The sequence below is a fragment of the Erwinia sp. S38 genome (assembly GCF_016624545.1).
In the GTDB taxonomy this organism is placed as follows: domain Bacteria; phylum Pseudomonadota; class Gammaproteobacteria; order Enterobacterales; family Enterobacteriaceae; genus Erwinia; species Erwinia coffeiphila.
In genome coordinates this window covers 18,081-43,257 of record NZ_JACVTS010000006.1, presented here as the reverse complement: position 1 = coordinate 43,257, position 25,177 = coordinate 18,081, and the positions used below count along the sequence as shown (strand labels likewise).

The window sequence follows — 25,177 nt, the reverse complement described above, 5'->3', positions numbered from 1 at the left end:
TCTACTGCCGGTCTGCCGCTCACCCGTAAGATTGTTCTGTACCAGTGCACATATCACGTGATTGTCAGTGGAAAGATGACGGGTATATTTTGCGAATCATTTCGAGTCGGATACCATAAGTCATTATCCGCTGACAGAGATAACAAGCCAGGATCAAACATGCCGAAAAAATCCGAACAGCCTGCCAGTTTTGAAAGCTCACTGCAGCAGCTGGAACAGATCGTCACCCGCCTTGAAAGCGGCAACCTTCCGCTGGAAGAGGCGCTGAGCGAGTTCGAGCGCGGCGTGCAGCTGGCGCGTATCGGGCAGCAAACGCTACAGCAGGCCGAACAGCGGGTGCAGATCCTTTTGAATGACGATAAAAACGCCGATCTGACGCCTTTTACTCCGGAAAACGACTGATGGATTTCATCGCATTACAGCATGCGCATTATCAGCGCGTGAATGCCGCATTGCAGCGTTATATTGCCGAGCTACCTTTTCAGAGCACTCCGCTAGTAAATGCCATAGAATATGGCGCATTATTAGGAGGGAAAAGGCTGCGTCCTTTTCTGGTTTATGCCACCGGTCAGATGCTGCACGCCGATGACAGTGCTCTGGATGCGCCTGCGGCGGCCGTTGAATGCATTCATGCCTATTCCCTGATTCACGACGATTTACCTGCCATGGATGACGACAGCCTGCGCCGTGGGCAGCCAACCTGCCATATTAAATTCGGTGAAGACACAGCCATTCTGGCAGGCGATGCCCTGCAAACGCTGGCCTTCTCGATTCTGGCCGATGCCCCGATGCCCGGCGTTGCGGCTGAATTCCGTATTGCCATGCTTTCCGAACTGGCGCAGGCCAGCGGTGTTGCGGGAATGTGCGGCGGCCAGGCACTGGATTTAGCGGCAGAAGGCAAGCAGGTTGATTTAACCGCACTCGAACAGATTCACCGCCATAAAACCGGCGCGCTGATCCGTTCTGCCGTGCGCCTTGGCGCGCTGGCCGCAGGGGAAAGAGGCCGTAACGCCTTGCCTGCACTCGATCGTTACGCCAGTGCTATTGGGCTGGCATTCCAGGTTCAGGACGATATTCTGGATGTGATAGGTGATACCGCCGTGCTCGGCAAACAGCAAGGAGCCGATCAGCAACTGGGCAAAAGCACTTACCCGGCGCTGCTGGGGCTGGAGGGAGCACGGACAAAAGCATGGGATCTCTATCAGGAGTCTCTCAGCGCATTAGAAACGCTGGCCGCACAATCCTATAATACCACCCCGTTGCGGGCGCTGGCCGGCTTCATAATTGAACGCGATAAATAGCCATAATGAGTCACTGATGAGTTTTGAACCTGGAAAATACCCGACGCTGGCGCTGGCAGAAACGGTGCAAGAATTACGTTTGCTACCGAAAGAGAGCCTGCCAAAACTCTGTGATGAGCTGCGCCAGTATCTGCTCGACAGCGTGAGCCGCTCCAGCGGCCACTTTGCTTCGGGGCTGGGCGTTGTAGAGCTGACCGTTGCGTTGCACTACGTCTACAACACGCCATTCGATCATCTCGTATGGGACGTTGGCCATCAGGCCTATCCGCATAAAATCCTTACCGGGCGCCGCGATCGCATCGGGACAATCCGCCAAAAAAACGGGCTGCATCCGTTCCCGTGGCGTGATGAAAGTGAATACGACGTGCTGAACGTCGGTCACTCCTCAACCTCTATCAGCGCCGGGCTGGGCATGGCCGTTGCCGCCGGTAAAGAAGGCAAGGATCGCCGTACCGCCTGCATTATTGGCGACGGTGCGATCACGGCCGGTATGGCGTTTGAAGCGATGAACCATGCCGGCGATATCAAAGCCGACCTGCTGGTGATCCTCAACGACAACGAAATGTCGATTTCTGAAAACGTGGGCGCGCTGAATAACCGGCTGGCGCAGCTGCTCTCCGGCAAAACCTACGCACGTCTGCGTGAAGGCGGTAAAAAAGTACTAACCGGCCTGCCGCCGATTAAAGAACTGGTCAAGCGCACCGAAGAACACCTGAAAGGCATGGTGGTTCCCGGCACGCTGTTCGAAGAGCTGGGCTTTAACTACATCGGCCCGGTAGACGGCCACGACGTGCTGGCGCTGGTGCAGACCTTGCGTAATATGCGCGCGCTGAAAGGACCGCAGTTCCTGCACATTATGACCAAAAAGGGCAAAGGCTACGCCCCGGCCGAGCAGGACCCGATTACCTGGCACGCGGTGCCGAAGTTCGACCCGGCAAGCGGTCTGCTGCCAAAAAGCGCCGAAGGATTGCCGTCCTATTCAAAAATCTTCGGCCAGTGGCTGTGTGAAACCGCGGCTCAGGATGAAAAACTGATGGCGGTGACGCCGGCGATGCGTGAAGGCTCGGGCATGGTGACTTTCTCACGCGAATACCCGAAACAGTATTTCGACGTTGCCATTGCCGAACAGCACGCGGTGACCTTCGCCGCCGGTCTGGCGATTGGCGGCTACAAGCCGATCGTGGCGATCTACTCGACGTTCCTCCAGCGCGCTTACGATCAGCTGATTCATGATGTGGCGATTCAGAAACTCCCGGTGCTGTTTGCTATCGACCGCGGTGGCATCGTGGGTGCCGACGGCCAGACGCATCAGGGCGCTTTCGATATCGCTTTTATGCGCTGCATCCCGAACCTGGTGATCATGACGCCGAGCGATGAGAACGAGTGCCGCCAGATGCTCTATACCGGCTATCACTATCAGGACGGCCCGAGCGCGGTACGCTACCCGCGCGGCACCGGAACCGGTGCCACTATCGAGCCACTGGCTTCGCTGCCGCTGGGCAAAGGTGTCGTTAAGCGCCAGGGCGAGAAGCTGGCTATCCTCAACTTCGGTACTCTGTTACCGGAAGCGGCCGCTGCGGCAGAAGCACTGAATGCCACGCTGGTGGATATGCGCTTTGTTAAACCGCTGGATGAAGCGCTGATTCTGGAGCTGGCTGCGAGTCACGATGCGCTGATTACGCTGGAAGAAGGCGCGATTAAAGGTGGCGCAGGCAGCGGTGTGAATGAACTGCTGATGGCGAAGCGCAAACCGGTTCCGGTGCTAAACCTCGGCCTGCCGGACGTGTTTATTCCGCAGGGCACTCAGGAAGAGATCCGCACCGACTTCCAGCTGGATGCCTCAGGGATTCAGCAGCAAATTACCGGGTGGCTGCAGCAGTAAGCATCCTGTGCTCCCCCACTGAGAGGGGGAGCCTCACACCTGCTATGCTTACGCAACGATAAATAGCAGGAGTCTTCATGAAAACCATTCAGTTAGCGAATACCGACCTGACCGTATCACGCCTGAGCTTGGGCTGCATGACCTATGGTGAACCCGATCGTGGCAAGCACGCCTGGACGCTACCCGAAGAGAGCAGCCGCCCGCTAATCAAACAGGCGCTGGAAGCCGGCATTAACTTCTTTGATACCGCCAACAGTTACTCCGACGGCAGCAGCGAATAGATCGTCGGCCGGGCCCTGCGCGACTATGCCCGCCGCGATGAGGTCGTGGTTGCGACCAAAGTGTTCTTCCCGATGAGCAACCTTTCCGGCGGCCTGTCGCGGAAGAATATTTTGCAGTCAATTGATGACAGCCTGAACCGGCTGGGTATGGAATACGTCGATCTGCTGCAAATCCATCGCTGGGACTACAACACGCCGCTGGAAGAGACGCTGGAGGCGCTGCACGACGTGGTGAAAGCCGGTAAAGCCCGCTATATCGGTGCCTCTTCCATGTACGGCTGGCAGTTTGCCAAAGCGCTGTACACCGCCGATCGCTACGGCTGGACGCGTTTTGTCAGCATGCAGGACCAGTACAATCTGATCCAGCGTGAAGAGGAGCGGGAAATGCATCCGCTGTGCCTGGCGGAGAACATCGCCGTACTGCCTTGGAGCCCGCTGGCGCGAGGTCGCCTGACCCGGCCGTGGGGGGAAGCCACCGCGCGGACGGTATCCGATCAATACGGCCAGACGCTGTATACGGCCAATGAGGATAACGACGCCGCGATTGCCGCCCGCGTTGAGGCGATTGCCAGGGACAAAGGGGTCAGCCGGGCGCAGATAGCGCTGGCCTGGCTGCTCAGTAAACCGGCGGTGACCGCACCGATTATTGGTGCATCACGCAGCGAACAGCTGGCCGACCTGGTCAAGGCAACGGAGGTCGAACTGACTCAGGAAGAGATTATCGAGTTGGAAAGCGTTTATCAGCCGCATCCGGTTGTTGGGTTCGAGTAAGCGAGTAAAGCCAGCTATACGTGTTGGCGTGTTGGCGTGTTGGCGTGTTGGCGTGTTGGCGTGTTGAGCAATGATGCTCTAACGAGTCTCTGAATGTTGATACAGGACGATAATTTTTTCGTCCTGTATCAAGGCAGACTAGCTAATCGGAATCACGTTGATCCTGATTGGGAGTTACATCAGCCAGTAGTGACCGGCAAGGTAGAGAATAGCGGCAGAAACAATCCCGGCTACGATATCGTCCACCATAATGCCCATTCCGCCGTGAACGTTGCGGTCAAACCAGCGGATCGGCCACGGCTTCCAGATATCAAACAGACGGAACACCAGGAATCCCGCCAGCACCCACTGCCAGCTGTTGACCGGAATCGCCATCAGGGTAATCCACATCCCGATAAACTCATCCCAGACGATGCTGCCGTGGTCGTGAATGCCCATATCCTTCGCGGTGCGATGACAGAGATAGACGCCGATACTGATCCCTAACAGCAGTACCAGCACGTAGAGATCCTGCGGCAGCAGATTCAGCAGATACCAGAAGGGGATCGCTGCAATCGACCCCATGGTGCCGGGCATCCACGGGCTGAGCCCGCTGCCGAAACCGGTGGCCAGCAGGTGCCACGGGTTACTCATCTTCAGGCGGCTTTTCGCCACATCTTTTTCACGAGCCAAAATGGTCAAATCCTTTATGGTTAAACTCCACGACTCTGTCATCCTGCAACAGAACCAGCCCCTCTGACTGCGGGCCCATCTGGCCAATACAGGTAAACGGTACGCCAAGATAGCCGAGCGCCACATCCAGCGCACCGCGATTGATTTCCGGCACCGTGAAACACAGTTCGTAATCTTCGCCACCGCTCAGCGCCCAGTGCAGACACTGCTCGGGGCTGAAGTTCTGTTTCAGCGATGCTGACAGCGGCAAGGCATCCAGATTGATCCGCGCGCCGCAGTCGCTGGCTTTCAGCACGTGGCCGAGATCGGAGATAAGCCCGTCGGAGATATCGATCGCCGACGTCGCCAGATCGCGCAATGCCTGGCCCTGCAGGATTCTCGGGATAGGTCGCAGATGGCGCTTGAGTAAGGCTTCATGTGCCGCAGGATCGCTCAACTCAGCCTGACCCAGCAGCAGAGCCAGACCGGCGGCGCTGTCACCGAGCGTGCCGGTCACGTAAATCCAGTCACCAATGCATGCACCGGATCGACGCAGCGCCCTGCCCTGCGGCACCAGCCCATGGATACCCAGCGTCATGCTGAGCGGGCCACGCGTGGTATCACCGCCGATCAGCTGCATGTCGTAATAGTCGAGCAGTTCAAACAGGCTGTCGCTAAAGCTTTCCAGCCAGCTCTCATCCACTTTTGGCAGCGTCAGCGCAAGGGTCAGCCACGCGGGATCGGCCCCCATTGCAGCGAGGTCGCTCAGGTTAACCGCCAGCGCTTTGTAGCCGAGGTCGGCTGGATGAATATCGGCAAGGAAATGGATGCCCGCCACCAGTGTATCGGTACTGATCGCCAGAGACTGTTTTTCAGGCACGCTCAGCAGGGCGCAGTCGTCGCCAATACCTTTTTCGACATCGCGACGGGAGCTTGTTACACGATCAAAGTAGCGTGCTATCAGTTCAAATTCGCCACAATCCATAGTGCATTCCGGGAGTAAAAAGAAGAGGCCGGGTTAGCGGCCTCTTGAGAGATTATTTGCGGTTTGGACGGATCTGCGGAGCGGCTTTATCCAGCACGCCGTTGACAAACTTATGGCTGTCTTCAGCACCGAACACTTTCGCCAGCTCGATCCCTTCATTGATGGCCACTTTGTAGGGAACATCTGAACGCTTGCTCAGTTCAAACAGAGAAATACGCAGGATCGCCTTTTCTACCTGTCCCAGCTCTTCCAGCTGACGTGACAGATAGGGTTTCATCAGGCCGTCGAGGTATGCACTGTTAGTTGCAACGCCGCCGACCAGCTCACGGAAATAATTGATATCGACGTCTTTAACGTCCTGTTCCGCCAGAAACTGGTATTCGACATCAGCGATGTCGTTTTTGGAGATCTGCCACGAGTAAAGTGCCTGAACAGCACATTCACGGGCGCGGCGACGAGCAGCAGGTTTCACGAAATTCCCCTTAAATCAGGCTTTGATGGCTTTTAATACGTTAATCATTTCCAGTGCGGTCAGGGCTGCTTCAGCACCTTTATTACCCGCCTTGGTTCCGGCGCGTTCGATGGCCTGCTCGATGTTTTCAGTCGTCAGCACGCCAAAGGCAACCGGGATATCGCTGTTCATGGCAACGCTGGCCAGACCGGAGCTGGCCTCGCCTGCCACATATTCGAAGTGAGCGGTGCCGCCACGGATAACGGTACCCAGCGCCACAACGGCATCGTGCTTGCCGGCTTTTGCCAGCGCGCGAGCGGTCATTGGCAGCTCATAGGCACCCGGAACCCAGACCACGGTGATATTTTCATCTTTCACCTGGCCAATACGTTTCAGGGCATCAATCGCGCCGCTCAGCAGGCTGTCGTTGATAAAGTTGTTGAAACGCGCAATAACAAGGGCAACGCGCGCATCAGGGGTAGCAACAGCAGCTTCAATAACGTTCATAATCTTCCTTTCAGGGTTCTGTTTGGCCCCGCAGGGGGGCGGATTCTATCACACTCTTTATCCGTCTGCTTGCTTTTGCGCAAACGGAAGCGCAGGCAAAATCATCAGCGGAGGATGACCGTCAGCTCAACGGTATCGCGGCGTCAGCGTCAGGCGCACATCCGGGCCCACCTGGCGAACGTCGCTGAAGACAAATTCCGGCGCATCGGCCAGACGCTCCAGCCCAGGCAGAAGACACAGACCACGCCCCGCATCGCCCAGCAGTTTCGGTGCCAGATAGACGATCAGCTCATCCACCACGCCAGCCTGTAATAGCGCACCGGCAAACTGTGCCCCGGCTTCCACCCACACGCTGTTGATTTGTTTTTTACCCAGCAGCATAAACATCGAAACCAGATCGATCCGGTTATGGTGGCGCGGCACGCTAAACTGGGTCACATTTTCCGGCCACGATAGCGCATCGATTTCGTTACGCGCCAGCCAGGTTTCCCCGGATTGTGCAATAAGTCGATGCTGTGGCGTGACGCGATTCTGGCTGTCTACGATAATTCTCACCGGCTGGCGCAAATCTTCTGCGGCATAGCGTGAACGGGTGCTGGCATCCAGCTCATCATAGCGCACCGTCAGCGACGGATTATCGGCCAGTACGGTTGCGCTGGTGCTGAGAATGGCAGAGCTTTGCGCCCGCAGCCTCTGCACGTCACGCCTTGCTTCAGGCGAGGTAATCCACTGACTTTCACCGCTGGCCATTGCCGTGCGGCCATCCAGCGAGGCACCCAGCTTTAGCTGCACCCACGGGAATCCGGTGCGCATCCGCTTGAGGAATCCCCGGTTCAGCGCTTCTGCTTCCTGCATCATCATGCCGTGGCTGACGTCAATGCCAGCCTGCTGCAGACGATACAGCCCGCGCCCGGCCACTTGCGGATTGGGATCTTGCATCGCCGCAACCACCCGGCTCACTCCTGCCGCCGTCAGCGCGTCACAGCAGGGGGGCGTGCGTCCATGGTGGCTACAGGGTTCAAGGGTGACATAGGCGGTGGCACCGCGGGCTTTATCGCCCGCCATTCGCAGCGCATGCACTTCGGCGTGCGGCTCACCTGCTCGACGGTGATAGCCCTCACCCACAATTTCACCGTCGCGAACAATAACGCAGCCAACGTTTGGATTAGGCGTAGTGGTAAAGCAACCGAGGCGCGCCAGCTCAAGCGCACGCGCCATATAGAATTCATCACGCATCGCATCAATCCTGTAAGCGGGCGATCTCTTCGCCAAATTCCCGAATATCTTCAAAGCTGCGATAGACCGAGGCGAAACGGATATAAGCCACTTTATCCAGCTTTTTCAGCTCGTCCATCACCAGATTACCAATCATCTTACTGGCCACTTCACGCTCACCGGTCGCACGCAGCTGGCTTTTGATATGGCTGAGCGCGGTCTCAACCGCATCGGAGTTAACCGGGCGTTTCTCCAGCGCTTTCATCAGGCCGCTACGCAGCTTGTCTTCATTAAACGGTTCGCGCACATCATTGCTTTTCACCACGCGCGGCATCACCAGTTCGGCGACTTCGAAGGTGGTAAAGCGCTCATGACACACCAGGCACTGGCGACGACGACGCACCGAAGTTCCCTCCCCCACCAGGCGGGAGTCGATCACTTTGGTATCCACGGCGGAACAGAATGGGCAATGCATGATGCGTCCTGATATTCCTTGAAATTGACGGTTAGTGTAACGCGAACGAAGCCGCCTGCCAAAGCCACGCGGCGCAAAACTGCATGACTTTATGCGGCGTGGGCCGCAAAAGACAGCTTTTCGGGGCAGGCTATTCAGACCGCTTTGCTCTAAGATAAAAGCAAATGTTCATCAGAAGGAAATGAATAATGACAACGGCTTATCTGAAACTGTCATTAATTGCGTCGCTGCTGGCGCTGGCCGGCTGTTCCAGCGCACCGTCGCAGCCGAAAATCAACCAGCTGCATAATGAAGTCGGCAAGCTGAGTAAGGAAATGCGTCAGCTCACCCGCCAGGCGAGCGCGCTGGAACAGCAGGGGCATCTTAATAGCGGTGCTGCTCAGGGGGCCTGGCTGCTGCCGCAGGCAAATACCGGGGTGATCCTGAAAAGCCAAGCGGGCGATCTGAAACTTTCGTTAAGCCACGTTCAGAGCGAAGCTAACGGCACGCGTGCCACCCTGGATATTCGTGCAACCGGCGACGCTGTGCTGCCGTCGTTCAGTGCTGAAGTGGAATGGGGCGAGCTGGATAGCGCCACCGGTCAGCCGTTGAGTATCAGCAGTATGTCGCAAAAAATTGAGGTCGCCAGCACGCTATTACCACGCAGCCAGGTCAGCGTGCCGCTGCGGTTGAGCAATCTGTCACCGGAGCAATTGGGTTACGTGCGCGTGCATGATGTGGTGGTGGCGTCGCCAGCTGCGGCGGTCAGCGCACCATAAAAAAAGGGCCACATAATGTGGCCCTTAGCTTTATGGCTGTTCAACCATTAAGGCAGAATCGAAGGCTGGTCTGCGCCCTCTTTTTCCACTTTCTGCTGGATCATATGTTCACGCTTCATGCCCAGTTTCAGCGCCAGCGCTGAAGAGACATAAATCGATGAGATAGTACCGATGGTGATACCGATCAGCATGGTCAGAGAGAAGCCTTTCAGCAGCTCGCCACCAAAAATGAACAGGATCAGAACCATCGCCAGCGTCGTTGCCGAGGTGATAATGGTACGGCTCAGCGTCTGCGTCAGAGAGACGTTGGTGATATCGTAAGACGATCCGCGACGGATTTTGCGGAAGTTCTCACGAATACGATCCGAGACCACGATCTTATCGTTCAGCGAGTAGCCGATAACCGACATTAGCGAGGCAACGATAGTCAGATCGATCTCAACATGGAACAGAGAGAGCAGCCCCATGGTGATCACCACGTCGTGCGCCAGCGCCAACACAGTACCCAGCGCCAGTCGCCACTCGAAGCGGAAACCGATATAGATCAGAATGGCAATCAGCGCGGAGAGCAGCGCCATGCCGCCTGCCGTCGCCAGATCGCTACCCACCGTCGGCCCAACGAACTCAATACGCTTAACGGTAGCATGCTGCTTAGTGGTGTCATTAATCACCGCCAGCACCTTGCTGCCCAGCTCCTGGCCCGCATTGCCTTCGTTCGGTGACATACGCACCATCACATCACGGCTGCTGCCAAAGTTCTGCACCTGCGGTTCTGCGAACCCGGCCTTCACCAGGCTTTCGCGCATCACGTCCAGATCGGTCGGATTTTCTAGGTTGATCTCAATCACCGTACCACCAGTGAAATCAAGCCCCCAGTTAAACCCGCGTACACCGATAATCGCTACCGAGATAATCAGCAGCAGACCAGAGATGATGAACGCCAGCGTATCCCAGCGCATAAAGTCGACGACTTTACGCCCGTGATTCATTTGTTCAACACTATGTTCCTGTGACACAACGCACTCCTCAGATAGACAACTTGTTGATGCGTTTGCCGCCGTACATCAGATTAACGATGGCACGGGTGCCGATAATCGCGGTAAACATGGACGTTGCCACACCAATCGCCGTGGTGATAGCAAACCCTTTAATCGAGCCGGTACCCACTGCGTACAGAATGATAACTTTAATCAGCGTAGTCACGTTGGCATCAACGATACTGGAGAACGCACCTTTATAGCCTTCATGAATCGCCTGCTGGACGGAACGCCCGTTACGCAACTCTTCTTTGATACGCTCGTTGATCAGTACGTTAGCATCGACCGCAACCGCCAGCGTCAGAACGATACCGGCAATACCCGGCATCGTCAGCGTCGCACCCGGCAGCAGCGACATAATGCCGACAATCAGCACCAGGTTAGCTAACAGCGCACTGGTCGCCACCAGACCGAATTTCTTGTACCACAGCACCATAAAGATGATCGAAGCGATCAGGCCCCACAGGCAGGCTTCCAGACCCTGAGTGATGTTCTGCTGACCCATAGTCGGGCCAATCGTACGCTCTTCAACAATCTGGATTGGCGCAATCAACGCACCGGCACGCAGCAGCAGCGACAGCTGACGTGCTTCGTTCGGGTTGTTAATGCCGGTAATACGGAAGCTGTTACCCAGACGAGACTGGATGTTCGCAACGTTGATCACCTCTTCCTGCTTCACCAGAATCGAACGGCCGTTGGCATCTTTCTTCCCGCTGTCTTTATATTCAACAAACAGGGTAGCCATCGCCTTACCGACGCTGTCTTTGGTGAAGTTGGACATGATGTTACCGCCAGCGCTGTCCAGGGAAATATTAACCTGTGGCTGGTTGTACTCATCCATGCTTGAGGTAGAGTCGGTAATATGGTCACCGGTGAGGATCACGCGTTTGTACAGCACAACCGGCTGCCCATCACGCGTATCTTTCACTTCAGAGTCACCCGGGACGCGGCCGTTTGCTGCCGCTGTTGCATCCACGCTGGTGTTAACCAGGCGGAATTCCAGCGTTGCCGTTGCACCGAGGATCTCTTTCGCACGCGCGGTGTCCTGAATACCCGGCAGCTCAACCACGATGCGGTCCGCACCCTGACGCTGCACCAGCGGCTCGGCTACGCCCAGCTGGTTAACACGATTTCGCAGAATGTTGATGTTCTGCTGTACCGCATATTCACGCGCTTCACGCAGACGTTCGTCGCTCATTACCGCAGTCAGCGCATTGCTGCCGCTGCTACTGATGACCATATCGCGGTGACGGCTCGTCAGATAGCTAACGGCCTGATTACGCGCATCCGCATCGCGGAAACGAATCTCCATGCCGTAGTTGTCAGTTTTACGAACGTTAACGTAAGGAATATTTTTTTCACGCAGATCGCTACGCAGGCTATCGATATTTTGCTCCTGGAGTTTACCCAGAGCAGTATCCATATCGACTTCCATCAGGAAATGCACGCCGCCGCGCAGGTCAAGACCGAGTTTCATCGGCTCTGCGTTCAGCATTGACAGCCAGGTGGGTGTAGCCGGCGCAAGGTTAAGCGCCACAACGAAATTCTCGCCAAGAACCTTCATAATCGCTTCACGAGCGCGCAGCTGCACGTCGGTATTGGCGAAACGCGCCATAATAGCGCCGTTTTCCAGGGCAATAGATTTGCTCTGGATATTATCTTCTTTTAATGCGTTTTGGATCTGAACCAGCGTTTGCTCACTGGCGGCGCTTCCGCGCGCACCAGTGATCTGAACAGCCGGATCCTCACCATAAAGGTTAGGCAGTGCATACAGCAGACCGACGAGTAATACGACGATCAGCATGATGTACTTCCATAAAGGATAACGGTTTAACACGGCAGTTCCCTTAGGGACATCAAAAATTACAGCGCCTTCATCGAACCTTTCGGCAGAACGGCAGCTACGAAGTCACGTTTGACCACAACTTCAGTGGTTTCGTTCAGCGCGATAGCGACATAACCAGTTTCCGCTACTTTCGTAACGCGGCCTACCAGGCCACCGGTGGTCAGCACTTCATCACCCTTAGAGATTGAGTCCATCAGTTTTTTGTGCTCTTTCGCACGTTTCTGCTGAGGGCGCAGGATCATGAAGTAGAAAATCAGACCAAATACAACCAGCATAATCACCAGAGAGTAAGGACTTCCCTGTGATGGTGCTGCAGCTGCCACGGCATCAGAAATGAACAAGCTCATTAAAATTCCCTCATTGTTTAATTATCAGACGTTAATGGCGGAACCGCCGTCCCCGTCCGTTGGTAAAATTCAGTCACGAAGTGCTCTAATTTACCTTCTTCAATAGCCTTGCGTAAACCCGCCATCAGGCGCTGGTAATAACGCAGATTATGAATGGTATTCAGTCGCGCTCCTAAAATCTCATTACAGCGATCGAGATGGTACAAATAGGCACGGCTGTAATTGCGACAGGTGTAGCAATCACACTCGGCATCCAGCGGAGACGTGTCATCTTTATACTTCGCGTTACGGATTTTCACCACACCATCGGTGACGAACAGATGTCCGTTACGCGCATTACGGGTTGGCATCACGCAGTCGAACATATCAATACCACGACGGACGCCTTCAACCAGATCCTGTGGCTTACCCACGCCCATTAAGTAGCGCGGTTTATCTTCAGGAAGCTGCGGACAAACGTGCTCCAGAATACGGTGCATGTCCTCTTTTGGCTCGCCGACCGCCAGGCCGCCCACAGCGTACCCATCAAAGCCAATCTCCACCAGTCCTTTAACCGAGACATCGCGTAAATCTTCGTAAACACTACCCTGAATGATGCCGAACAGCGCGTTTTTATTCCCAAGCGAATCAAAGCGATCGCGGCTACGCTGCGCCCAGCGCAGGGACATTTCCATAGAACGCTTGGCATAATCCCAGTCGGCCGGGTATGGCGTACATTCATCGAAAATCATCACGATATCAGAACCGAGATCGTACTGAATTTCCATCGATTTTTCAGGATCGAGGAAGATCGCATCACCGTTGATGGGGTTTCGGAAATGTACGCCCTTCTCGGTGATCTTACGAATATCTCCCAGGCTGAAGACCTGGAAACCGCCGGAGTCTGTCAGGATCGGCCCTTTCCACTGCATAAAATCATGCAGATCGCCGTGCAGCTTCATGATTTCCTGGCCAGGACGCAGCCATAAATGGAAGGTGTTGCCCAGAATAATCTGCGCACCCGTCGCTTCGACTTCTTCCGGGGTCATGCCTTTCACCGTGCCGTACGTGCCCACGGGCATAAAGGCCGGGGTTTCTACCACGCCACGATCAAAAACCAGGCGACCACGACGGGCGCGGCCGTCGGTAGTATCTAATTCAAACTTCACATTGCCTCCACCGAAGAAACAGTTCGATGTTAATGGTGATCAAAGGGACAGCCGATGCCGTCCTTTGGAAAAATCAGCCCTGCCCCGGGATCTCGTGGCAGGCCTGCGAATTACGGGTAATGAACATCGCGTCACCATAGCTGAAGAAGCGATATTCCTGTGCTACCGCCTGCTGATAGGCATGCATGGTATTTTTATAACCAGCAAAGGCAGACACCAGCATAATCAGCGTAGACTCCGGCAGGTGGAAGTTAGTCACCAGCGCGTCAATGACCTGATAGTGATAACCCGGATAGATAAAGATTTTGGTATCGCCAAAGAACGGCGCAATCAGCGCATCGCCAGCGGCCTGCGCCGCGCTCTCCAGCGAACGAACCGAAGTGGTGCCCACGGCGATCACCCGATTGCCGCGCGCCTTACAGGCCAGCACCGCATCCACTACATCCTGCGGCACTTCCGCATATTCGGCGTGCATAATGTGGTCTTCAATACTGTCCACCCGCACCGGCTGGAATGTCCCCGCACCAACGTGCAGGGTAACAAATGCGGTTTCAATGCCCTTTTCACGCAGCGCGGCCAGAAGAGGCTCGTCGAAATGCAGACCGGCGGTAGGAGCCGCAACGGCGCCAGGTTTCTGGCTGTACACCGTCTGATAAAGCTCGCGGTCTACTTCTTCATCCGGACGATCGATATATGGCGGCAGCGGCATATGGCCAATATCATTCAGAATATCCAGCACCGCACGCGGGTCGTTAAATTCAATTTCAAACAGCGTGTCATGGCGTGCGGTCATCGTTGCCTGCACGCTTTCATCTTCGCCCAGCAGCAGTGCGCTGCCCGGTTTCGGAGATTTGGACGAGCGCACATGGGCCAGCACGCGCTTATCATCCAGCATACGCTCAATCAGCACTTCGATTTTCCCGCCGCTGGCCTTGCGGCCAAAAATACGTGCCGGGATGACCCGCGTATTGTTAAACACCAGCAGGTCACCGGGATTAAGTTTGTCCAGTAAGTCGGTGAACACCCCGTGCGTCAGCGCGCCATCCTCACCGTTTAACGACAGCAGGCGGCACCCGCTGCGCTGGGCCTGCGGATAGTGGGCAATCAAAGATTCTGGTAACTCAAAAGAAAAATCGGCAACGCGCATGGTCATTCACATTCAGGGAAATCAGGGCGCATATTCTAGCTGAAAAACGGCAACTTCTAAACCTGCCCTTGATCTTTCATGCCGTCGTTGCAAAGCCGTGGATAAAAATAAGATATAGTAGGCGCATGAACTATCTCGCTCACCTCCATCTTGCCACGCTTGCCAACAGTTCGCTGCTGGGCAATTTGATGGCCGACTACATTCGCGGCAATCCGCAGCAGCAGTTTTCTGCCGATATTGCCGAAGGAATTGCCCTGCACCGACGTATCGATGCACTGACCGATTCGCTGCCGGAAGTCCGTGCTGCGCGGCAGTTGTTTCGTCCGGAAACGAAGCGCGTTGCACCCATTACGCTGGACGTTATCTGGGATCATTTCCTGTCACATCACTGGGCTAAACTGGTGCCGGAAATTTCCCTGCCAGCTTTTTTGTCTCATGTTAAAAGTGTGATCGAGCCACAATTGCCGGGTACGCCGGAAGGTTTTCAGACTCTTAATCATTACTTATGGCGAGACCGCTGGATGGAGCGTTATGCCGCCGCGCCGTATTTACAAAATGTGCTACGAGGTATGGCCAGCCGCCGCCCACGCCTGGCGGCACTGAGCGAGAGTTATTACGATTTTGAAGAAAATTATCAACAACTTGAAGACTTTTTTTGGCAGTTGTATCCGCAGATGATGGATCGGGCGGCCCGGCAAATTCTGTGAAGTAGCCCCAGACTGACTTAGCGGTTGCCCTTTTCAATAAAAAGGTTATTGTATGATACTGTTTTAGTATTAACCTTTCTTTTGATAGGCGTAACCTATCTGAATAATCGGCGTATTACGCTGGCTCGCGGCAGGATGCACACCTTATACTTCCCGCATCTTGTCACCTTCATCCAACTTACTTTTACAGGAGTGAACATGGTCCTGGTAACTCGTCCAGCCCCAGATTTTACCGCCGCAGCCGTACTGGGCAACGGTGAGATCGTAGAGAACTTCAACTTTAAAAAACACACCGCTGGTAAAGCCACCGTTGTGTTCTTTTGGCCAATGGACTTCACCTTCGTCTGCCCTTCTGAGCTGATCGCTTTCGACAAGCGTTATGCTGAATTCCAGAAGCGCGGCGTTGAAGTTGTGGGTGTTTCCTTCGACTCAGAGTTCGTCCACAACGCGTGGCGTAAAACTCCGGTTGATAAAGGCGGCATCGGCGAAGTGCAGTACGCAATGGTTGCCGACATCAAACGTGAAATCCAGAAAGCCTACGGTATCGAGCATCCGGACGCGGGCGTTGCCCTGCGCGGCTCTTTCCTGATCGACAAAGCCGGTGTGGTTCGCCACCAGGTTGTTAACGATCTGCCACTGGGTCGTAACGTTGATGAAATGCTGCGTATGGTTGACGCGCTGCAGTTCCACGAAGAGCACGGTGAAGTGTGCCCGGCTCAGTGGGAAAAAGGCAAAGAAGGTATGGGCGCTTCGCCAGAAGGCGTGGCGAAATACCTGTCTGAAAACGCCGCTAAGCTGTAATTTCAGCTCTGCAAAAAACTCGCTTCGGCGAGTTTTTTTTTGCCTGAATTTCCTCCCGCCCCTGCAATTATTGTTACTAACTTGTTGAAGGCACCTTTTGCCAGGCTGAAGAATACGGTTTTTATCCATTATATCTGGACCCGCCCCGCAACCACCAACCGCCAGTAACCGGATTACGGCGGCAGGGCTAAGATTTCATGCTTGCGACAATAGACAGGGAGTTGCAATGGCGTCAGATAATAAAAACTGGATTACGGCAGCCGATGTTGCACGTCATGCAGGGGTTTCACGTTCAGCGGTATCACGTACGTTTACACCCGGGGCCTCCGTCTCGGAGCAAACCCGCCAGCGCGTTCTGGCCTCGGCAAATGAACTGGGTTATCAGGTCAACATTATTGCCAGAACGATGATAACCGGCAGCAGCAACTTCGTTGGCCTGATTTCCACCAGTTTCGACAATCCCTTTAACAGCAGGCTGCTGGTCTCGTTGATTCATCATCTGACGCTACACGGTTTTATGCCACTGCTGTTGAATATAAACGGGCCGCATCAGCTCGACCCCGCACTGTACAAGCTACTTAGCTACCATATCACCGGAGTGATCATGACCTCGGGTGCGCCCCCCTTTGCTCTGGCCCGCGAGTATCTGGCAAAGAAAATCCCGGTCGTGCTGGTTAACCGCTATGCCTGTCTGCCTGGCATCGATCGCATTTGCAGTGATAATACTCAGGGCGCAACCCAGGTTGCAGAGCTGTTTGTTGAACAAAATCTGCGACAGCTGGCTTTTATTGGAGAGAACCGGCACAGCTTTAATACCGCTGAGCGCTGGCGAGCCTTTCGTGCCGCTCTACCAGCAACACCGCCCGTGGCCCATTTCTGCGATCGGGACAGCTATCAGTGCGGTTGGGATGCAGCGGAAACTGTCTTAAGAGCACAGCCCGATCTCGAGGGAATTTTCTGTGCCAGCGATATGCTGGCGATGGGAGCGATGGACTACCTTCGCCAGTCAGCACAAAACACCGATGTCAAAGTGGTCGGGTTTGATGATATCCCGCAGGCGAGTTATGCCGCCTACAGCTTGACGACCGTACGCCAGGATACCGATCGGTTAGCGCTGTTTTCCGTTGACTCCCTGCTCAAGCGCATTGAGAACTTTTCCCGCCCTTCACTCGAGCAGTCCGTACCGGTTGATCTGGTTCGCCGCTGTTCTGCCTGATATAAAAAAACCGCCATCCTCACGGATCGCGGTTTTTTTTAAACTTAACTTACAGCTACACGACTCTATGTAACCCATTAACGGTTATTTGCGTCGCTTCACCCACTGCCAGCTCACCAACAGCAGCAGAATCCACGCAATACCGACGTACAGCGATACGCGGGTATCCGGGAAGTAACCTATCAGGCCAATAATAAAGACCAGGAAGAGAATACCCACCGTTGCGGTAAATGGCCCGCCCGGCAAGGCAAATGCCAGTTCCTTCTTCTGCTCGGCGCTCAGCGTGCGGCGGAAGCCAATCTGGGAGAACAGGATCATAATCCACACCCAAACGGTCGCGAACGTCGCCAGCGAAGCAATCACCAGGAATACTTTCTCCGGCATCAGATAGTTCAGATACACCGCCACCAGCATGGCGGCCATCATGGCCATCACAGTGACCCACGGCACGCCCCGGCGGGAAACATTTGCAAAGACCTTAGGTGCATGTCCCTGCTCAGCCATACCGTGCAGCATACGCCCGACGCCGAAGACGTCGCTGTTAATCGCCGACAGTGACGCAGTGACCACCACAAAGTTGAGGATGGCTGCCGCTGCCGCAATGCCCATATGCTGGAAAGTCAGCACGAACGGACTGCCGTTGGTTCCCACCTGGTTCCACGGGTAGATGGACATAATGACGAATAGCGTACCAACGTAGAACACCAGAATACGTAGCGGTACCGCATTAATTGCCCGTGGAATTGAGGTCTGTGGATCTTTCGCCTCACCGGCGGTAATACCAATAATCTCAATACCACCGTAGGCAAACATCACCACCTGGAGCGACAGCATCATGCCGATCCAGCCGTTGGGGAAGAATCCGCCATTGGTCCACAGATTACTGATGCCGGTTGGCTGGCCGCCGTTGCCGAGGCCCCAGACAATAATACCAATACCGGCGACAATCATGATGATGATGGTAGCCACTTTGAACAGCGACAGCCAGAACTCTACCTCACCAAACACTTTCACCGTGGCGAGGTTAATAGCCCCGATAATCATCACCACGCTCAGCACCCAGATCCAGTGCGGCACATCCGGGAACCAGAAGCCCATATAGATACCGAACGCGGTAACGTCGGCTATCGCTACGATGAGGATTTCAAAGCAGTAGGTCCAGCCGGTGATATAACCTGCCAGCGGGCCGAGGTAGTCCTGCGCATAGCGCGAGAAGGAGCTGGCCTGAGGATTGTTGACCGACATTTCGCCCAGTGCACGCATAATGATATACGCCACCGCACCGCCGATCAGATAAGCCAGAATAACGCTGGGACCGGCCATCTTGATAGCATCTGCCGAACCGTAGAACAGCCCGGTTCCGATTGCCGAACCCAGGGCCATAAAACGAATATGGCGGGTGCTCAGTCCCTTTTTAAGTGTCGAACTTGTCATCTATACACCTGTCGACCCCTTACCTGATGAGGTAAGGGGAAGTTTTACAACGCTTATTGCTGATGCGCAGTAACCGACTGGTGGCCTGACACGCGATCGTATACGGCTACCAATACCAGCATCACCAGTGAAGGTGGCAACCATGCCAGTCCCTGATCCGCCAGCGGCAGATTTTGGGCAAACCCAGGCAGCAAGGCCTTAAATTCCGTGGTTTTGATGGCGTCAATAATACCGAAAATCAGGCTCACTAACATCGGTAAAGCGATGATTCGGCTACTTTTGTGCCACCACTTCAGGGTGAAACTCAACAGAACCAGCACAATACACGGCGGATAAATCGCCGTCAGCACCGGAATAGAGAACTGGATCAGGTGGCTCAGACCCAGGTTAGACACCACCATGGAGAACAGGCCGAGGATAAACACCAGCTGGCGGTAAGTTAAAGGCAGCAGGCCTTCAAAGAACTCCGCGCAGGCACAGGTCAGGCCAACCGCGGTGACCATACAGGCCACAAAAATCAGCGCGGCCAGGAAGAAACTGCCCATACCACCAAAGGTGTGCTGCACATAGGCATGCAGAATAGCGGCACCGTTAGCCTGCTGATCGACAATCGATGCACTGTCTGAACCCAGTTTGAACAGGCTGAGGTAAACCAGCGTCAGGCCAACACCAGCGATCAAACCGGCAATCACCGTATAGCGGGTCAGCAGCTTCGCATTGTCGATACCGCGTGAGCGCGCGGCGTTGACGATAACAATACCGAACACCAGCGCACCCAGCGTATCCATGGTCAGATAGCCGTTAACAAAGCCGCTGGAGAATGCCGCACGCTGATAGTCGTGGGTTGCCGGAGCAAGGCCACCGGCGGGCCACAGCAGCGCCGCGACACCCAGGATGGTCAGCGCAACAATTTTCAGCGGTGCCAGCACGTGGCCGACGGTATCCAGCAGCTTGCCGGGATAAAGAGAAATGCCAATCACCAGCGCAAAGTAGATCAGGCTGTACACCAGCAGCGGCAGAGCGCCATCGCCGGTCAGCGGGGCAATACCCACTTCGAAGGACACGGTAGCGGTACGCGGGGTGGCGAACAGCGGGCCCACGGCCAGGTAGCAGACCGTTGCCAGCACCACGCCGGCCGCTTTACCGATTGGCGAGCTGAGGGCATCAATGCCGCCACCGACGCGCGCCAGTGCGATCACGGTGATCACCGGTAGGCCCACGGCGGTAATCAGGAAGCCGATTGCGGCGGTCCAGACAAATTCGCCGGACTGGATACCCACCATCGGCGGGAAAATAATGTTTCCGGCACCTACGAACAGGGCAAAAGTCATAAAGCCCAGCGCCAGAATATCTTTTGGAGTTAAACGATGCGTCATAAGGAACGGTGCTGCCTGTACTGGTATTGAATCGTGATGTCAGGTTTATCCCCTGTGTCGCCCGGTAAACGTTGCAAAATCAAGCTAATGCAGTGGAAACCACCGTGTATGAGCCAAACGGGCAGCGAATCAGAGCTGTTTATTTTCTATATGCAGGGGGATGATGAAAAAACGGAGGTAAGTAAAACGTTTATAGCGGAGAAAGGCAATACGGGATCTAAAAAGCAGTAGTATATAGCGTAAAAATAACAACAGGCAGCGTATATAATTAGTTAACATGAATATCGCGTTACATGATTTGTATCTTTTTTATCCGACCCGGCGTTAATTTCTGCATTTTACCTGCAATTGATGCACAAAAGGCGCGTAAAAACGCGCCTTATACACAAAATAACAGGGGGTAACCCCTTACCAGACGCGGTTGGCGATATCCACAACCAGACGCAGTTTGGCCCACTGCTGCGCTTCCGTCAGGCTGTTGCCCTCTTCGGTCGAGGCAAAGCCGCACTGCGGGCTGAGACAGATCTGGTCGAGGCTGACGTACTGCGTCGCCTCTTTGATCCGCTGCTCCACCGTGGCCGCCTCTTCCAGCTCGCCGGTTTTGGTGGTGATCAGGCCCAGTACCACCTGCTGTTTGCCCGGCTTGATAAAGCGCAGCGGCTCAAAGCCGCCCGAGCGCTCGTTATCGTATTCCAGGAAGAAATTATCAATATTCACGCCGCCGAACAGGATCTCCGCCACTGGCTCATAGCCACCTTCCGAGATCCAGGTTGAACGGAAGTTTCCACGGCACACATGCAGCCCGACAATCAGGTCATCCGGCTTCCCTTCCAGCGCCTTGTTCAGCACGCGGGCATAGGTCTGCGCCAGCTCTTCAGGGTTGTCGCCGCGCTCGCGAATTTCACGCTTCTGGTCGTCGGAGCACAGGTAGGCCCAGACGGTATCATCCAGCTGCAGATAGCGGCATCCGGCATCGTAGAACGCTTTGATCGCATCTTTATAGGTCTGGGCCAGATCGTCGAAGTAGTCTTTCAGATCGGGATAGACGGTGGCATCAATCACCTTACGGCCGCCGCGGAAGTGCAGCACGCTCGGGCTGGGGATAGTCATCTTCGCCACGGCATCACCGCTGATGCTTTGCAGGAAACGAAAATCTTCCAGCATCGGATGGTTGCTGAAGCCCAGCTTGCCGGTCACTTTCACGCCGCGCGCTTTGGTCTGTACGCCGTTAAACTGAATGCCCTGCTCGGCTTCATAGCGCTCCACGCCGTCCAGGCCGTCAAAGAAATCAAAGTGCCACCAGGCTCGGCGGAATTCGCCGTCGGTCACGACCTGCAGGCCCGCTTCACGCTGCAGATCGACAACCTTACGAATTTCAGCATCTTCAATGCGGCGCAGCGCGGCGGCGTCAATTTCACCGGCTTCAAACTGTTTACGTGCCTGCTTGATCGCGGCAGGACGCAGAAAGCTGCCAACCACTTCGGCGCGATAATGGGTAGATGTTGTCATAGTCGGTCACTCCTGGCCTGCCATCCGGCACATAATTTAGGGTAGTAATAATTACTACTGGTTATTTTTGGACATCTGGATGTCTATATGTCTGGTATTAAGAGTGTCATGAGAAACAGGCAGCGGCAAACGAGGAAAATTCATCGCAGTTGAAAAAAATTCATCTTACCAATGAGCAGCAACCGCGATTAAGACAGATAAAAAGAGGATTACGGTGCCAGCAGGCTCAGCGCGCGCTCGCGCTGCTGCTGTGAGAGCGGCAGATAACCGGCCTGGCTGACCAGCTTCTGACCATCCGGCGACAATGCCAGACGCAGGAACGCGGCCGTCAGCGGCTCCAGCGGCTTTCCGGGGGCTTTATTGACGTAAATATAGAGCGGGCGGGCATAAGGATAGAGCCCGCTGCGGATATTTTCCGGGGTTGGCGCGATCCAGTCGCTACCGCTGCGGGCCACCGGCACGGTTTTCACCCCGCTGATATGAAAGCCCGCGCTGGCATAGCCAATACTGTTCAAGGTGCCGGCCACTGCCTGCACCACCGCCGCCGAACCGGGATACTCGCCGACATCTTTGCGGAAATCGCCGTTACACAACGCCTGCTGCTTGAAGAACCCCCAGGTGCCGGAGGCAGAGTTGCGGCCAAAGCGTTGAAGACCACGATCGGACCAGCCCGGCTGCGTCAGCTGTAGATCGCCCCAGGTCACCGGCACTTTGCGCGCCCCGCAGCGGCGGGTAATCGAAAAGATAGCGTCCAGCTGCTGCACGTTCAGCCCGGGCAGCGGGTTGTCCTGATTAATCACCACCACCAGCGCATCCATCGCCACCGGTACTGCCAGCGGCGGATAGCCATAGCTATCCTCAAACAGCTGGCGTTCCGGGGCCTGCATCGGGCGGCTCATTGCCCCGAGCTGCGCGGCACCGGCCGCCAGCGCGGTAGGGGCGGTAGACGATCCCGCCGCCTGGATCTGCACATTGATCCCCGGATACTGACGGTTAAAGCTCTCGCCCCACAGCGCCATCAAATTGCCCAACGTATCCGAACCCACGCTGGACAAATTCCCCGCCAGCATGCCTTCGCGGGCCGGAGCAAGGGAAGTAAACAGCAGCAGCGCCAGCGCCATCAGCTTTTTCATAGCAAGAAACCCGTCAGATTAACGAACCGCATTCTCAACCAGTTCGGCGCTGACAATCAACCTTGGCGGCAGCTGGAAGCTGAAACAGGTTTCTTTATTCGGCTCGCTGGTGATATCCAGCCGGGCATTATGGTGGCTCAGCGCGTGCTTCACAATCGCCAGCCCCAGCCCGCTGCCGCCGGTCTGGCGGGAACGTGCTTTGTCCACCCGATAGAATCGCTCCGTCAGGCGCGGAATATGCTCGGCGGCAATGCCAGGGCCGTTATCCCGCACCTTAAACTGCGCGCCGTGGCTATTGCGCAGCCAGCTGATATCGATACGCGTTCCTTCCGGGGTGTGGTTTACCGCGTTATACACCAGATTAGAGATAGCGCTGTGCAGCTGCTCATCGTTGCCGTATACGCGCAGATGCGGGTCGGTGTGGAAGTGGATCTCATGGCGGCCATTACTGAGAGTTTCTGCCTCACGCTGCAAAATGCGCAGCATTCTGGGCACATCCACTTTTTCCTGCATATCCAGCGCCGGTGCGGCCTCAATGCGCGACAGTGTCAGCAACTGCTTCACCAGACTGTCCATCCGCCGGGTCTGCTCCTGCATGGTATGCAGCGCCTTGTCACGCACCCCACCCTCCAGCACTGAATCATTCATCATTTCCAGATATCCCTGCAAAACGGTCAGCGGCGTGCGCAGTTCATGGCTGACGTTGGCAAAGAAGTTACGACGCGCCCCTTCCAGCTGATGCATCTGCGTGACGTCCCTGGCTACCATCAGCCACTGACCTTCACTGTAGGGCATCACGCGGAACTCAATATGGCGGTGGTTATTCAGCACCAGCGTCAGCGGGCGGCTGAAATCGCGCTGGCGTAGATAGCGGGTAAATTCAGGATAGCGCAGCAGGTTAAGAATATTCTGGCCGTTATCCTCAGGCCAGCGCAGCGCCAGCATCTGCTGGGCCAGGCCGTTACACCAGAAAATCGTCCCTTCTTCGGTGGTAAGAATCACCGCATCAGGCAGCGATTCCGCACCGCTGCGAAAGCGTTTAATCAAATGCCCCAGCTCGCGGCGGCGACGGCGGTTACGCGCCTGCATCTGATAAAGCCCGTAGAAAAGCGGCTCCCAGCTACCCCGTCCGCTTGGCGGGGTCATACTGCGGTCAACCCACAGCCAGTGAGAAAGGCGAAGTAAGTTATTGAAGTGGAAACCCAGCACGCAGAACACTGAGACTAACAGCAGCCAGGGCAGATACCCGATCAGCAGCCCGAGCAGAAGCGCGGGCAGGCTGGCGAGCAGCAGCTCCAGAAATAATCTCTTCCAGGAGAGGCGTTCCAACACGGTTCAGACTCCAGTGCGAACGATCAGTAGCGTGCAGAGAAACGGTAACCTGTTCCACGAACGGTTTGTACCATACGGTCATGCCCGGTCAGCTCCAGCGCTTTACGCAGGCGACGAATATGCACGTCAACGGTACGGTCTTCGACGTAAACGTTAGTCCCCCAGACGTGGTTTAGCAACTGTTCACGGCTGTAAACACGCTCCGGGTGAGTCATAAAGAAGTGCAGCAGCTTATATTCAGTCGGCCCCATTTCCAGCGGCTGGGTGTCTGACATTACGCGGTGAGAAGACGGGTCAAGGCTCAGCCCCTGCATCTCGATCACCTCTTCCACCGCCATCGGCGAAATACGGCGCATTACGGCCTTGATTCGCGCCATCAGCTCCTTCGGCGAGAACGGCTTGGTAATATAGTCGTCGGCCCCCACTTCCAGGCCACGCACGCGGTCTTCCTCTTCGCCGCGCGCAGTGAGCATCATCACCGGAATATCACGAGTCATTGCTTCACGCTTCAGATGCTTAATAAACTGAATGCCGGAGCCGCCGGGCAGCATCCAGTCTAGCAGGATCAAATCCGGCCAGGGTTCAATCAGCAGGCTAACCGCGCTGTCGTAATCCTCAGCTTCGATGGGTTGATAGTCGTTTTGTTCAAGAACGAAACACAACATCTCGCGGATTGGGGCTTCATCTTCAACTACCAAAATACGCTTAGCCATTATTGCTCCTGCTAATGTGACAGGCTGTCACGGGGGATATGCGGCGTCATTATGCGTCAGTTTTATGACACTTTTATGAAAAAAACACCCCCGAAATCGGGAGCATAGCGAAAAAGCAGCGTGGATGATTTCAACCTGACCGCCGGCAATCACT

General features: G+C 55.3%; 24 protein-coding genes and 1 pseudogene. 8 read left to right on the top strand and 17 right to left on the bottom strand.

Annotation, left to right across the window (positions count from 1 at the left end; genetic code table 11):
• Positions 1-159 precede the first annotated feature (159 nt).
• From xseB to IBT46_RS08720, 4 genes and pseudogenes are all read left to right on the top strand, one after another.
• Positions 160-402 carry an exodeoxyribonuclease VII small subunit gene (gene xseB / locus IBT46_RS08735; RefSeq protein ID WP_200545358.1) on the top strand — a complete coding sequence of 81 codons (243 nt, stop codon included), beginning with the start codon at positions 160-162 and terminating at the stop codon, positions 400-402.
• The gene (gene ispA, locus IBT46_RS08730; RefSeq protein WP_200545357.1) at positions 402-1,301 is read left to right on the top strand and encodes a (2E,6E)-farnesyl diphosphate synthase; all 900 of its coding nucleotides are present in this window, start codon (positions 402-404) and stop codon (positions 1,299-1,301) included. The genes xseB and ispA overlap by 1 nt, the downstream gene beginning before the upstream one ends.
• Positions 1,302-1,317: 16 nt before the next feature.
• Positions 1,318-3,183, top strand: coding sequence for a 1-deoxy-D-xylulose-5-phosphate synthase (gene dxs, locus IBT46_RS08725; RefSeq protein WP_200545356.1), 1,866 nt, complete (start codon positions 1,318-1,320; stop codon positions 3,181-3,183).
• Between the two features lie 77 nt (positions 3,184-3,260).
• Positions 3,261-4,235, top strand: a pseudogene (locus IBT46_RS08720) (aldo/keto reductase).
• 174 nt (positions 4,236-4,409) lie between these two features.
• Here IBT46_RS08720 and pgpA read toward each other — a convergent pair.
• From pgpA to nrdR, 6 genes are all read right to left on the bottom strand, one after another.
• Entirely contained in the window at positions 4,410-4,916 is a 507-nt protein-coding gene (gene pgpA, locus IBT46_RS08715) for a phosphatidylglycerophosphatase A (protein WP_200545355.1), read from the bottom strand.
• Positions 4,897-5,871, bottom strand: a complete 975-nt coding sequence (thiL, locus tag IBT46_RS08710; protein WP_200545354.1) for a thiamine-phosphate kinase — start codon at positions 5,869-5,871, stop codon at positions 4,897-4,899. The genes pgpA and thiL overlap by 20 nt, the downstream gene beginning before the upstream one ends.
• A 52-nt stretch (positions 5,872-5,923) precedes the next feature.
• Positions 5,924-6,343: a transcription antitermination factor NusB gene (gene nusB, locus IBT46_RS08705; RefSeq protein ID WP_105590778.1), complete on the bottom strand. Its 420-nt coding sequence runs from the start codon at positions 6,341-6,343 to the stop codon at positions 5,924-5,926.
• Between the two features lie 15 nt (positions 6,344-6,358).
• On the bottom strand, positions 6,359-6,829 hold the full coding sequence (gene ribE, locus IBT46_RS08700; RefSeq protein ID WP_105590777.1) for a 6,7-dimethyl-8-ribityllumazine synthase: 471 nt from the start codon (positions 6,827-6,829) through the stop codon (positions 6,359-6,361).
• A 126-nt stretch (positions 6,830-6,955) separates the two neighbouring features.
• Positions 6,956-8,065 carry a bifunctional diaminohydroxyphosphoribosylaminopyrimidine deaminase/5-amino-6-(5-phosphoribosylamino)uracil reductase RibD gene (gene ribD / locus IBT46_RS08695; protein ID WP_200545353.1) on the bottom strand — a complete coding sequence of 370 codons (1,110 nt, stop codon included), beginning with the start codon at positions 8,063-8,065 and terminating at the stop codon, positions 6,956-6,958.
• Between the two features lie 4 nt (positions 8,066-8,069).
• A complete protein-coding gene (nrdR, locus tag IBT46_RS08690) occupies positions 8,070-8,519 on the bottom strand; it encodes a transcriptional regulator NrdR (protein ID WP_105590775.1) in 450 nt (149 codons plus the stop codon).
• Between the two features lie 188 nt (positions 8,520-8,707).
• Between nrdR and IBT46_RS08685 the strand changes: the two genes are divergently transcribed.
• Positions 8,708-9,277 carry a DUF3251 domain-containing protein gene (locus tag IBT46_RS08685; RefSeq protein WP_200545352.1) on the top strand — a complete coding sequence of 190 codons (570 nt, stop codon included), beginning with the start codon at positions 8,708-8,710 and terminating at the stop codon, positions 9,275-9,277.
• Between the two features lie 47 nt (positions 9,278-9,324).
• Here the strand turns inward: IBT46_RS08685 and secF are convergent, their stop codons facing one another.
• From secF to queA, 5 genes are all read right to left on the bottom strand, one after another.
• A complete protein-coding gene (gene secF, locus IBT46_RS08680; protein WP_234471790.1) occupies positions 9,325-10,266 on the bottom strand; it encodes a protein translocase subunit SecF in 942 nt (313 codons plus the stop codon).
• A gap of 37 nt (positions 10,267-10,303) precedes the next feature.
• Positions 10,304-12,151: a protein translocase subunit SecD gene (secD, locus tag IBT46_RS08675; RefSeq protein ID WP_200545350.1), complete on the bottom strand. Its 1,848-nt coding sequence runs from the start codon at positions 12,149-12,151 to the stop codon at positions 10,304-10,306.
• A gap of 26 nt (positions 12,152-12,177) precedes the next feature.
• Entirely contained in the window at positions 12,178-12,507 is a 330-nt protein-coding gene (gene yajC, locus IBT46_RS08670) for a preprotein translocase subunit YajC (protein WP_056233931.1), read from the bottom strand.
• 17 nt (positions 12,508-12,524) lie between these two features.
• Positions 12,525-13,655, bottom strand: a complete 1,131-nt coding sequence (gene tgt / locus IBT46_RS08665) for a tRNA guanosine(34) transglycosylase Tgt (RefSeq protein ID WP_105590771.1) — start codon at positions 13,653-13,655, stop codon at positions 12,525-12,527.
• Between the two features lie 73 nt (positions 13,656-13,728).
• Complete coding sequence (gene queA / locus IBT46_RS08660) at positions 13,729-14,802, bottom strand: tRNA preQ1(34) S-adenosylmethionine ribosyltransferase-isomerase QueA (protein ID WP_105591154.1); 1,074 nt, start codon at positions 14,800-14,802, stop codon at positions 13,729-13,731.
• Between the two features lie 125 nt (positions 14,803-14,927).
• Here queA and IBT46_RS08655 point away from each other — a divergent pair, with 125 nt between their 5' ends.
• From IBT46_RS08655 to IBT46_RS08645, 3 genes are all read left to right on the top strand, one after another.
• Positions 14,928-15,509 carry an ACP phosphodiesterase gene (locus IBT46_RS08655; protein WP_200545518.1) on the top strand — a complete coding sequence of 194 codons (582 nt, stop codon included), beginning with the start codon at positions 14,928-14,930 and terminating at the stop codon, positions 15,507-15,509.
• Between the two features lie 198 nt (positions 15,510-15,707).
• Entirely contained in the window at positions 15,708-16,310 is a 603-nt protein-coding gene (locus tag IBT46_RS08650; RefSeq protein WP_056233921.1) for a peroxiredoxin C, read from the top strand.
• Between the two features lie 226 nt (positions 16,311-16,536).
• A complete protein-coding gene (locus IBT46_RS08645; protein WP_200545349.1) occupies positions 16,537-17,526 on the top strand; it encodes a LacI family DNA-binding transcriptional regulator in 990 nt (329 codons plus the stop codon).
• A gap of 84 nt (positions 17,527-17,610) precedes the next feature.
• Here the strand turns inward: IBT46_RS08645 and proY are convergent, their stop codons facing one another.
• The 6 genes from proY to phoB form a co-directional block, all read right to left on the bottom strand.
• Entirely contained in the window at positions 17,611-18,960 is a 1,350-nt protein-coding gene (gene proY, locus IBT46_RS08640; protein WP_200545348.1) for a proline-specific permease ProY, read from the bottom strand.
• A 53-nt stretch (positions 18,961-19,013) separates the two neighbouring features.
• Positions 19,014-20,336 carry a branched-chain amino acid transport system II carrier protein gene (gene brnQ / locus IBT46_RS08635; protein ID WP_200545347.1) on the bottom strand — a complete coding sequence of 441 codons (1,323 nt, stop codon included), beginning with the start codon at positions 20,334-20,336 and terminating at the stop codon, positions 19,014-19,016.
• Between the two features lie 408 nt (positions 20,337-20,744).
• Complete coding sequence (locus IBT46_RS08630) at positions 20,745-21,845, bottom strand: cobalamin-independent methionine synthase II family protein (RefSeq protein WP_200545346.1); 1,101 nt, start codon at positions 21,843-21,845, stop codon at positions 20,745-20,747.
• A 209-nt stretch (positions 21,846-22,054) separates the two neighbouring features.
• Positions 22,055-22,978 carry a PstS family phosphate ABC transporter substrate-binding protein gene (locus IBT46_RS08625; RefSeq protein WP_200545345.1) on the bottom strand — a complete coding sequence of 308 codons (924 nt, stop codon included), beginning with the start codon at positions 22,976-22,978 and terminating at the stop codon, positions 22,055-22,057.
• An 18-nt stretch (positions 22,979-22,996) separates the two neighbouring features.
• Positions 22,997-24,310, bottom strand: coding sequence for a phosphate regulon sensor histidine kinase PhoR (phoR, locus tag IBT46_RS08620; protein WP_200545344.1), 1,314 nt, complete (start codon positions 24,308-24,310; stop codon positions 22,997-22,999).
• Between the two features lie 23 nt (positions 24,311-24,333).
• Positions 24,334-25,023: a phosphate response regulator transcription factor PhoB gene (phoB, locus tag IBT46_RS08615; protein ID WP_105590763.1), complete on the bottom strand. Its 690-nt coding sequence runs from the start codon at positions 25,021-25,023 to the stop codon at positions 24,334-24,336.
• Positions 25,024-25,177 lie beyond the last annotated feature (154 nt).

Bases quoted from the DNA above. Each gene is read 5' to 3' on its own strand.
- xseB (WP_200545358.1), top strand. From the start codon at position 160: ATGCCGAAAAAATCCGAACAGCCTGCCAGTTTTGAAAGCTCACTGCAG.
- ispA (WP_200545357.1), top strand. From the start codon at position 402: ATGGATTTCATCGCATTACAGCATGCGCATTATCAGCGCGTGAATGCC.
- dxs (WP_200545356.1), top strand. From the start codon at position 1,318: ATGAGTTTTGAACCTGGAAAATACCCGACGCTGGCGCTGGCAGAAACG.
- thiL (WP_200545354.1), bottom strand. From the start codon at position 5,871: ATGGATTGTGGCGAATTTGAACTGATAGCACGCTACTTTGATCGTGTA.
- ribE (WP_105590777.1), bottom strand. From the start codon at position 6,829: ATGAACGTTATTGAAGCTGCTGTTGCTACCCCTGATGCGCGCGTTGCC.
- ribD (WP_200545353.1), bottom strand. From the start codon at position 8,065: ATGCGTGATGAATTCTATATGGCGCGTGCGCTTGAGCTGGCGCGCCTC.
- nrdR (WP_105590775.1), bottom strand. From the start codon at position 8,519: ATGCATTGCCCATTCTGTTCCGCCGTGGATACCAAAGTGATCGACTCC.
- IBT46_RS08685 (WP_200545352.1), top strand. From the start codon at position 8,708: ATGACAACGGCTTATCTGAAACTGTCATTAATTGCGTCGCTGCTGGCG.
- secF (WP_234471790.1), bottom strand. From the start codon at position 10,266: ATGAATCACGGGCGTAAAGTCGTCGACTTTATGCGCTGGGATACGCTG.
- yajC (WP_056233931.1), bottom strand. From the start codon at position 12,507: ATGAGCTTGTTCATTTCTGATGCCGTGGCAGCTGCAGCACCATCACAG.
- queA (WP_105591154.1), bottom strand. From the start codon at position 14,802: ATGCGCGTTGCCGATTTTTCTTTTGAGTTACCAGAATCTTTGATTGCC.
- IBT46_RS08655 (WP_200545518.1), top strand. From the start codon at position 14,928: ATGAACTATCTCGCTCACCTCCATCTTGCCACGCTTGCCAACAGTTCG.
- IBT46_RS08650 (WP_056233921.1), top strand. From the start codon at position 15,708: ATGGTCCTGGTAACTCGTCCAGCCCCAGATTTTACCGCCGCAGCCGTA.
- IBT46_RS08645 (WP_200545349.1), top strand. From the start codon at position 16,537: ATGGCGTCAGATAATAAAAACTGGATTACGGCAGCCGATGTTGCACGT.
- proY (WP_200545348.1), bottom strand. From the start codon at position 18,960: ATGACAAGTTCGACACTTAAAAAGGGACTGAGCACCCGCCATATTCGT.
- brnQ (WP_200545347.1), bottom strand. From the start codon at position 20,336: ATGACGCATCGTTTAACTCCAAAAGATATTCTGGCGCTGGGCTTTATG.
- IBT46_RS08630 (WP_200545346.1), bottom strand. From the start codon at position 21,845: ATGACAACATCTACCCATTATCGCGCCGAAGTGGTTGGCAGCTTTCTG.
- IBT46_RS08625 (WP_200545345.1), bottom strand. From the start codon at position 22,978: ATGAAAAAGCTGATGGCGCTGGCGCTGCTGCTGTTTACTTCCCTTGCT.
- phoB (WP_105590763.1), bottom strand. From the start codon at position 25,023: ATGGCTAAGCGTATTTTGGTAGTTGAAGATGAAGCCCCAATCCGCGAG.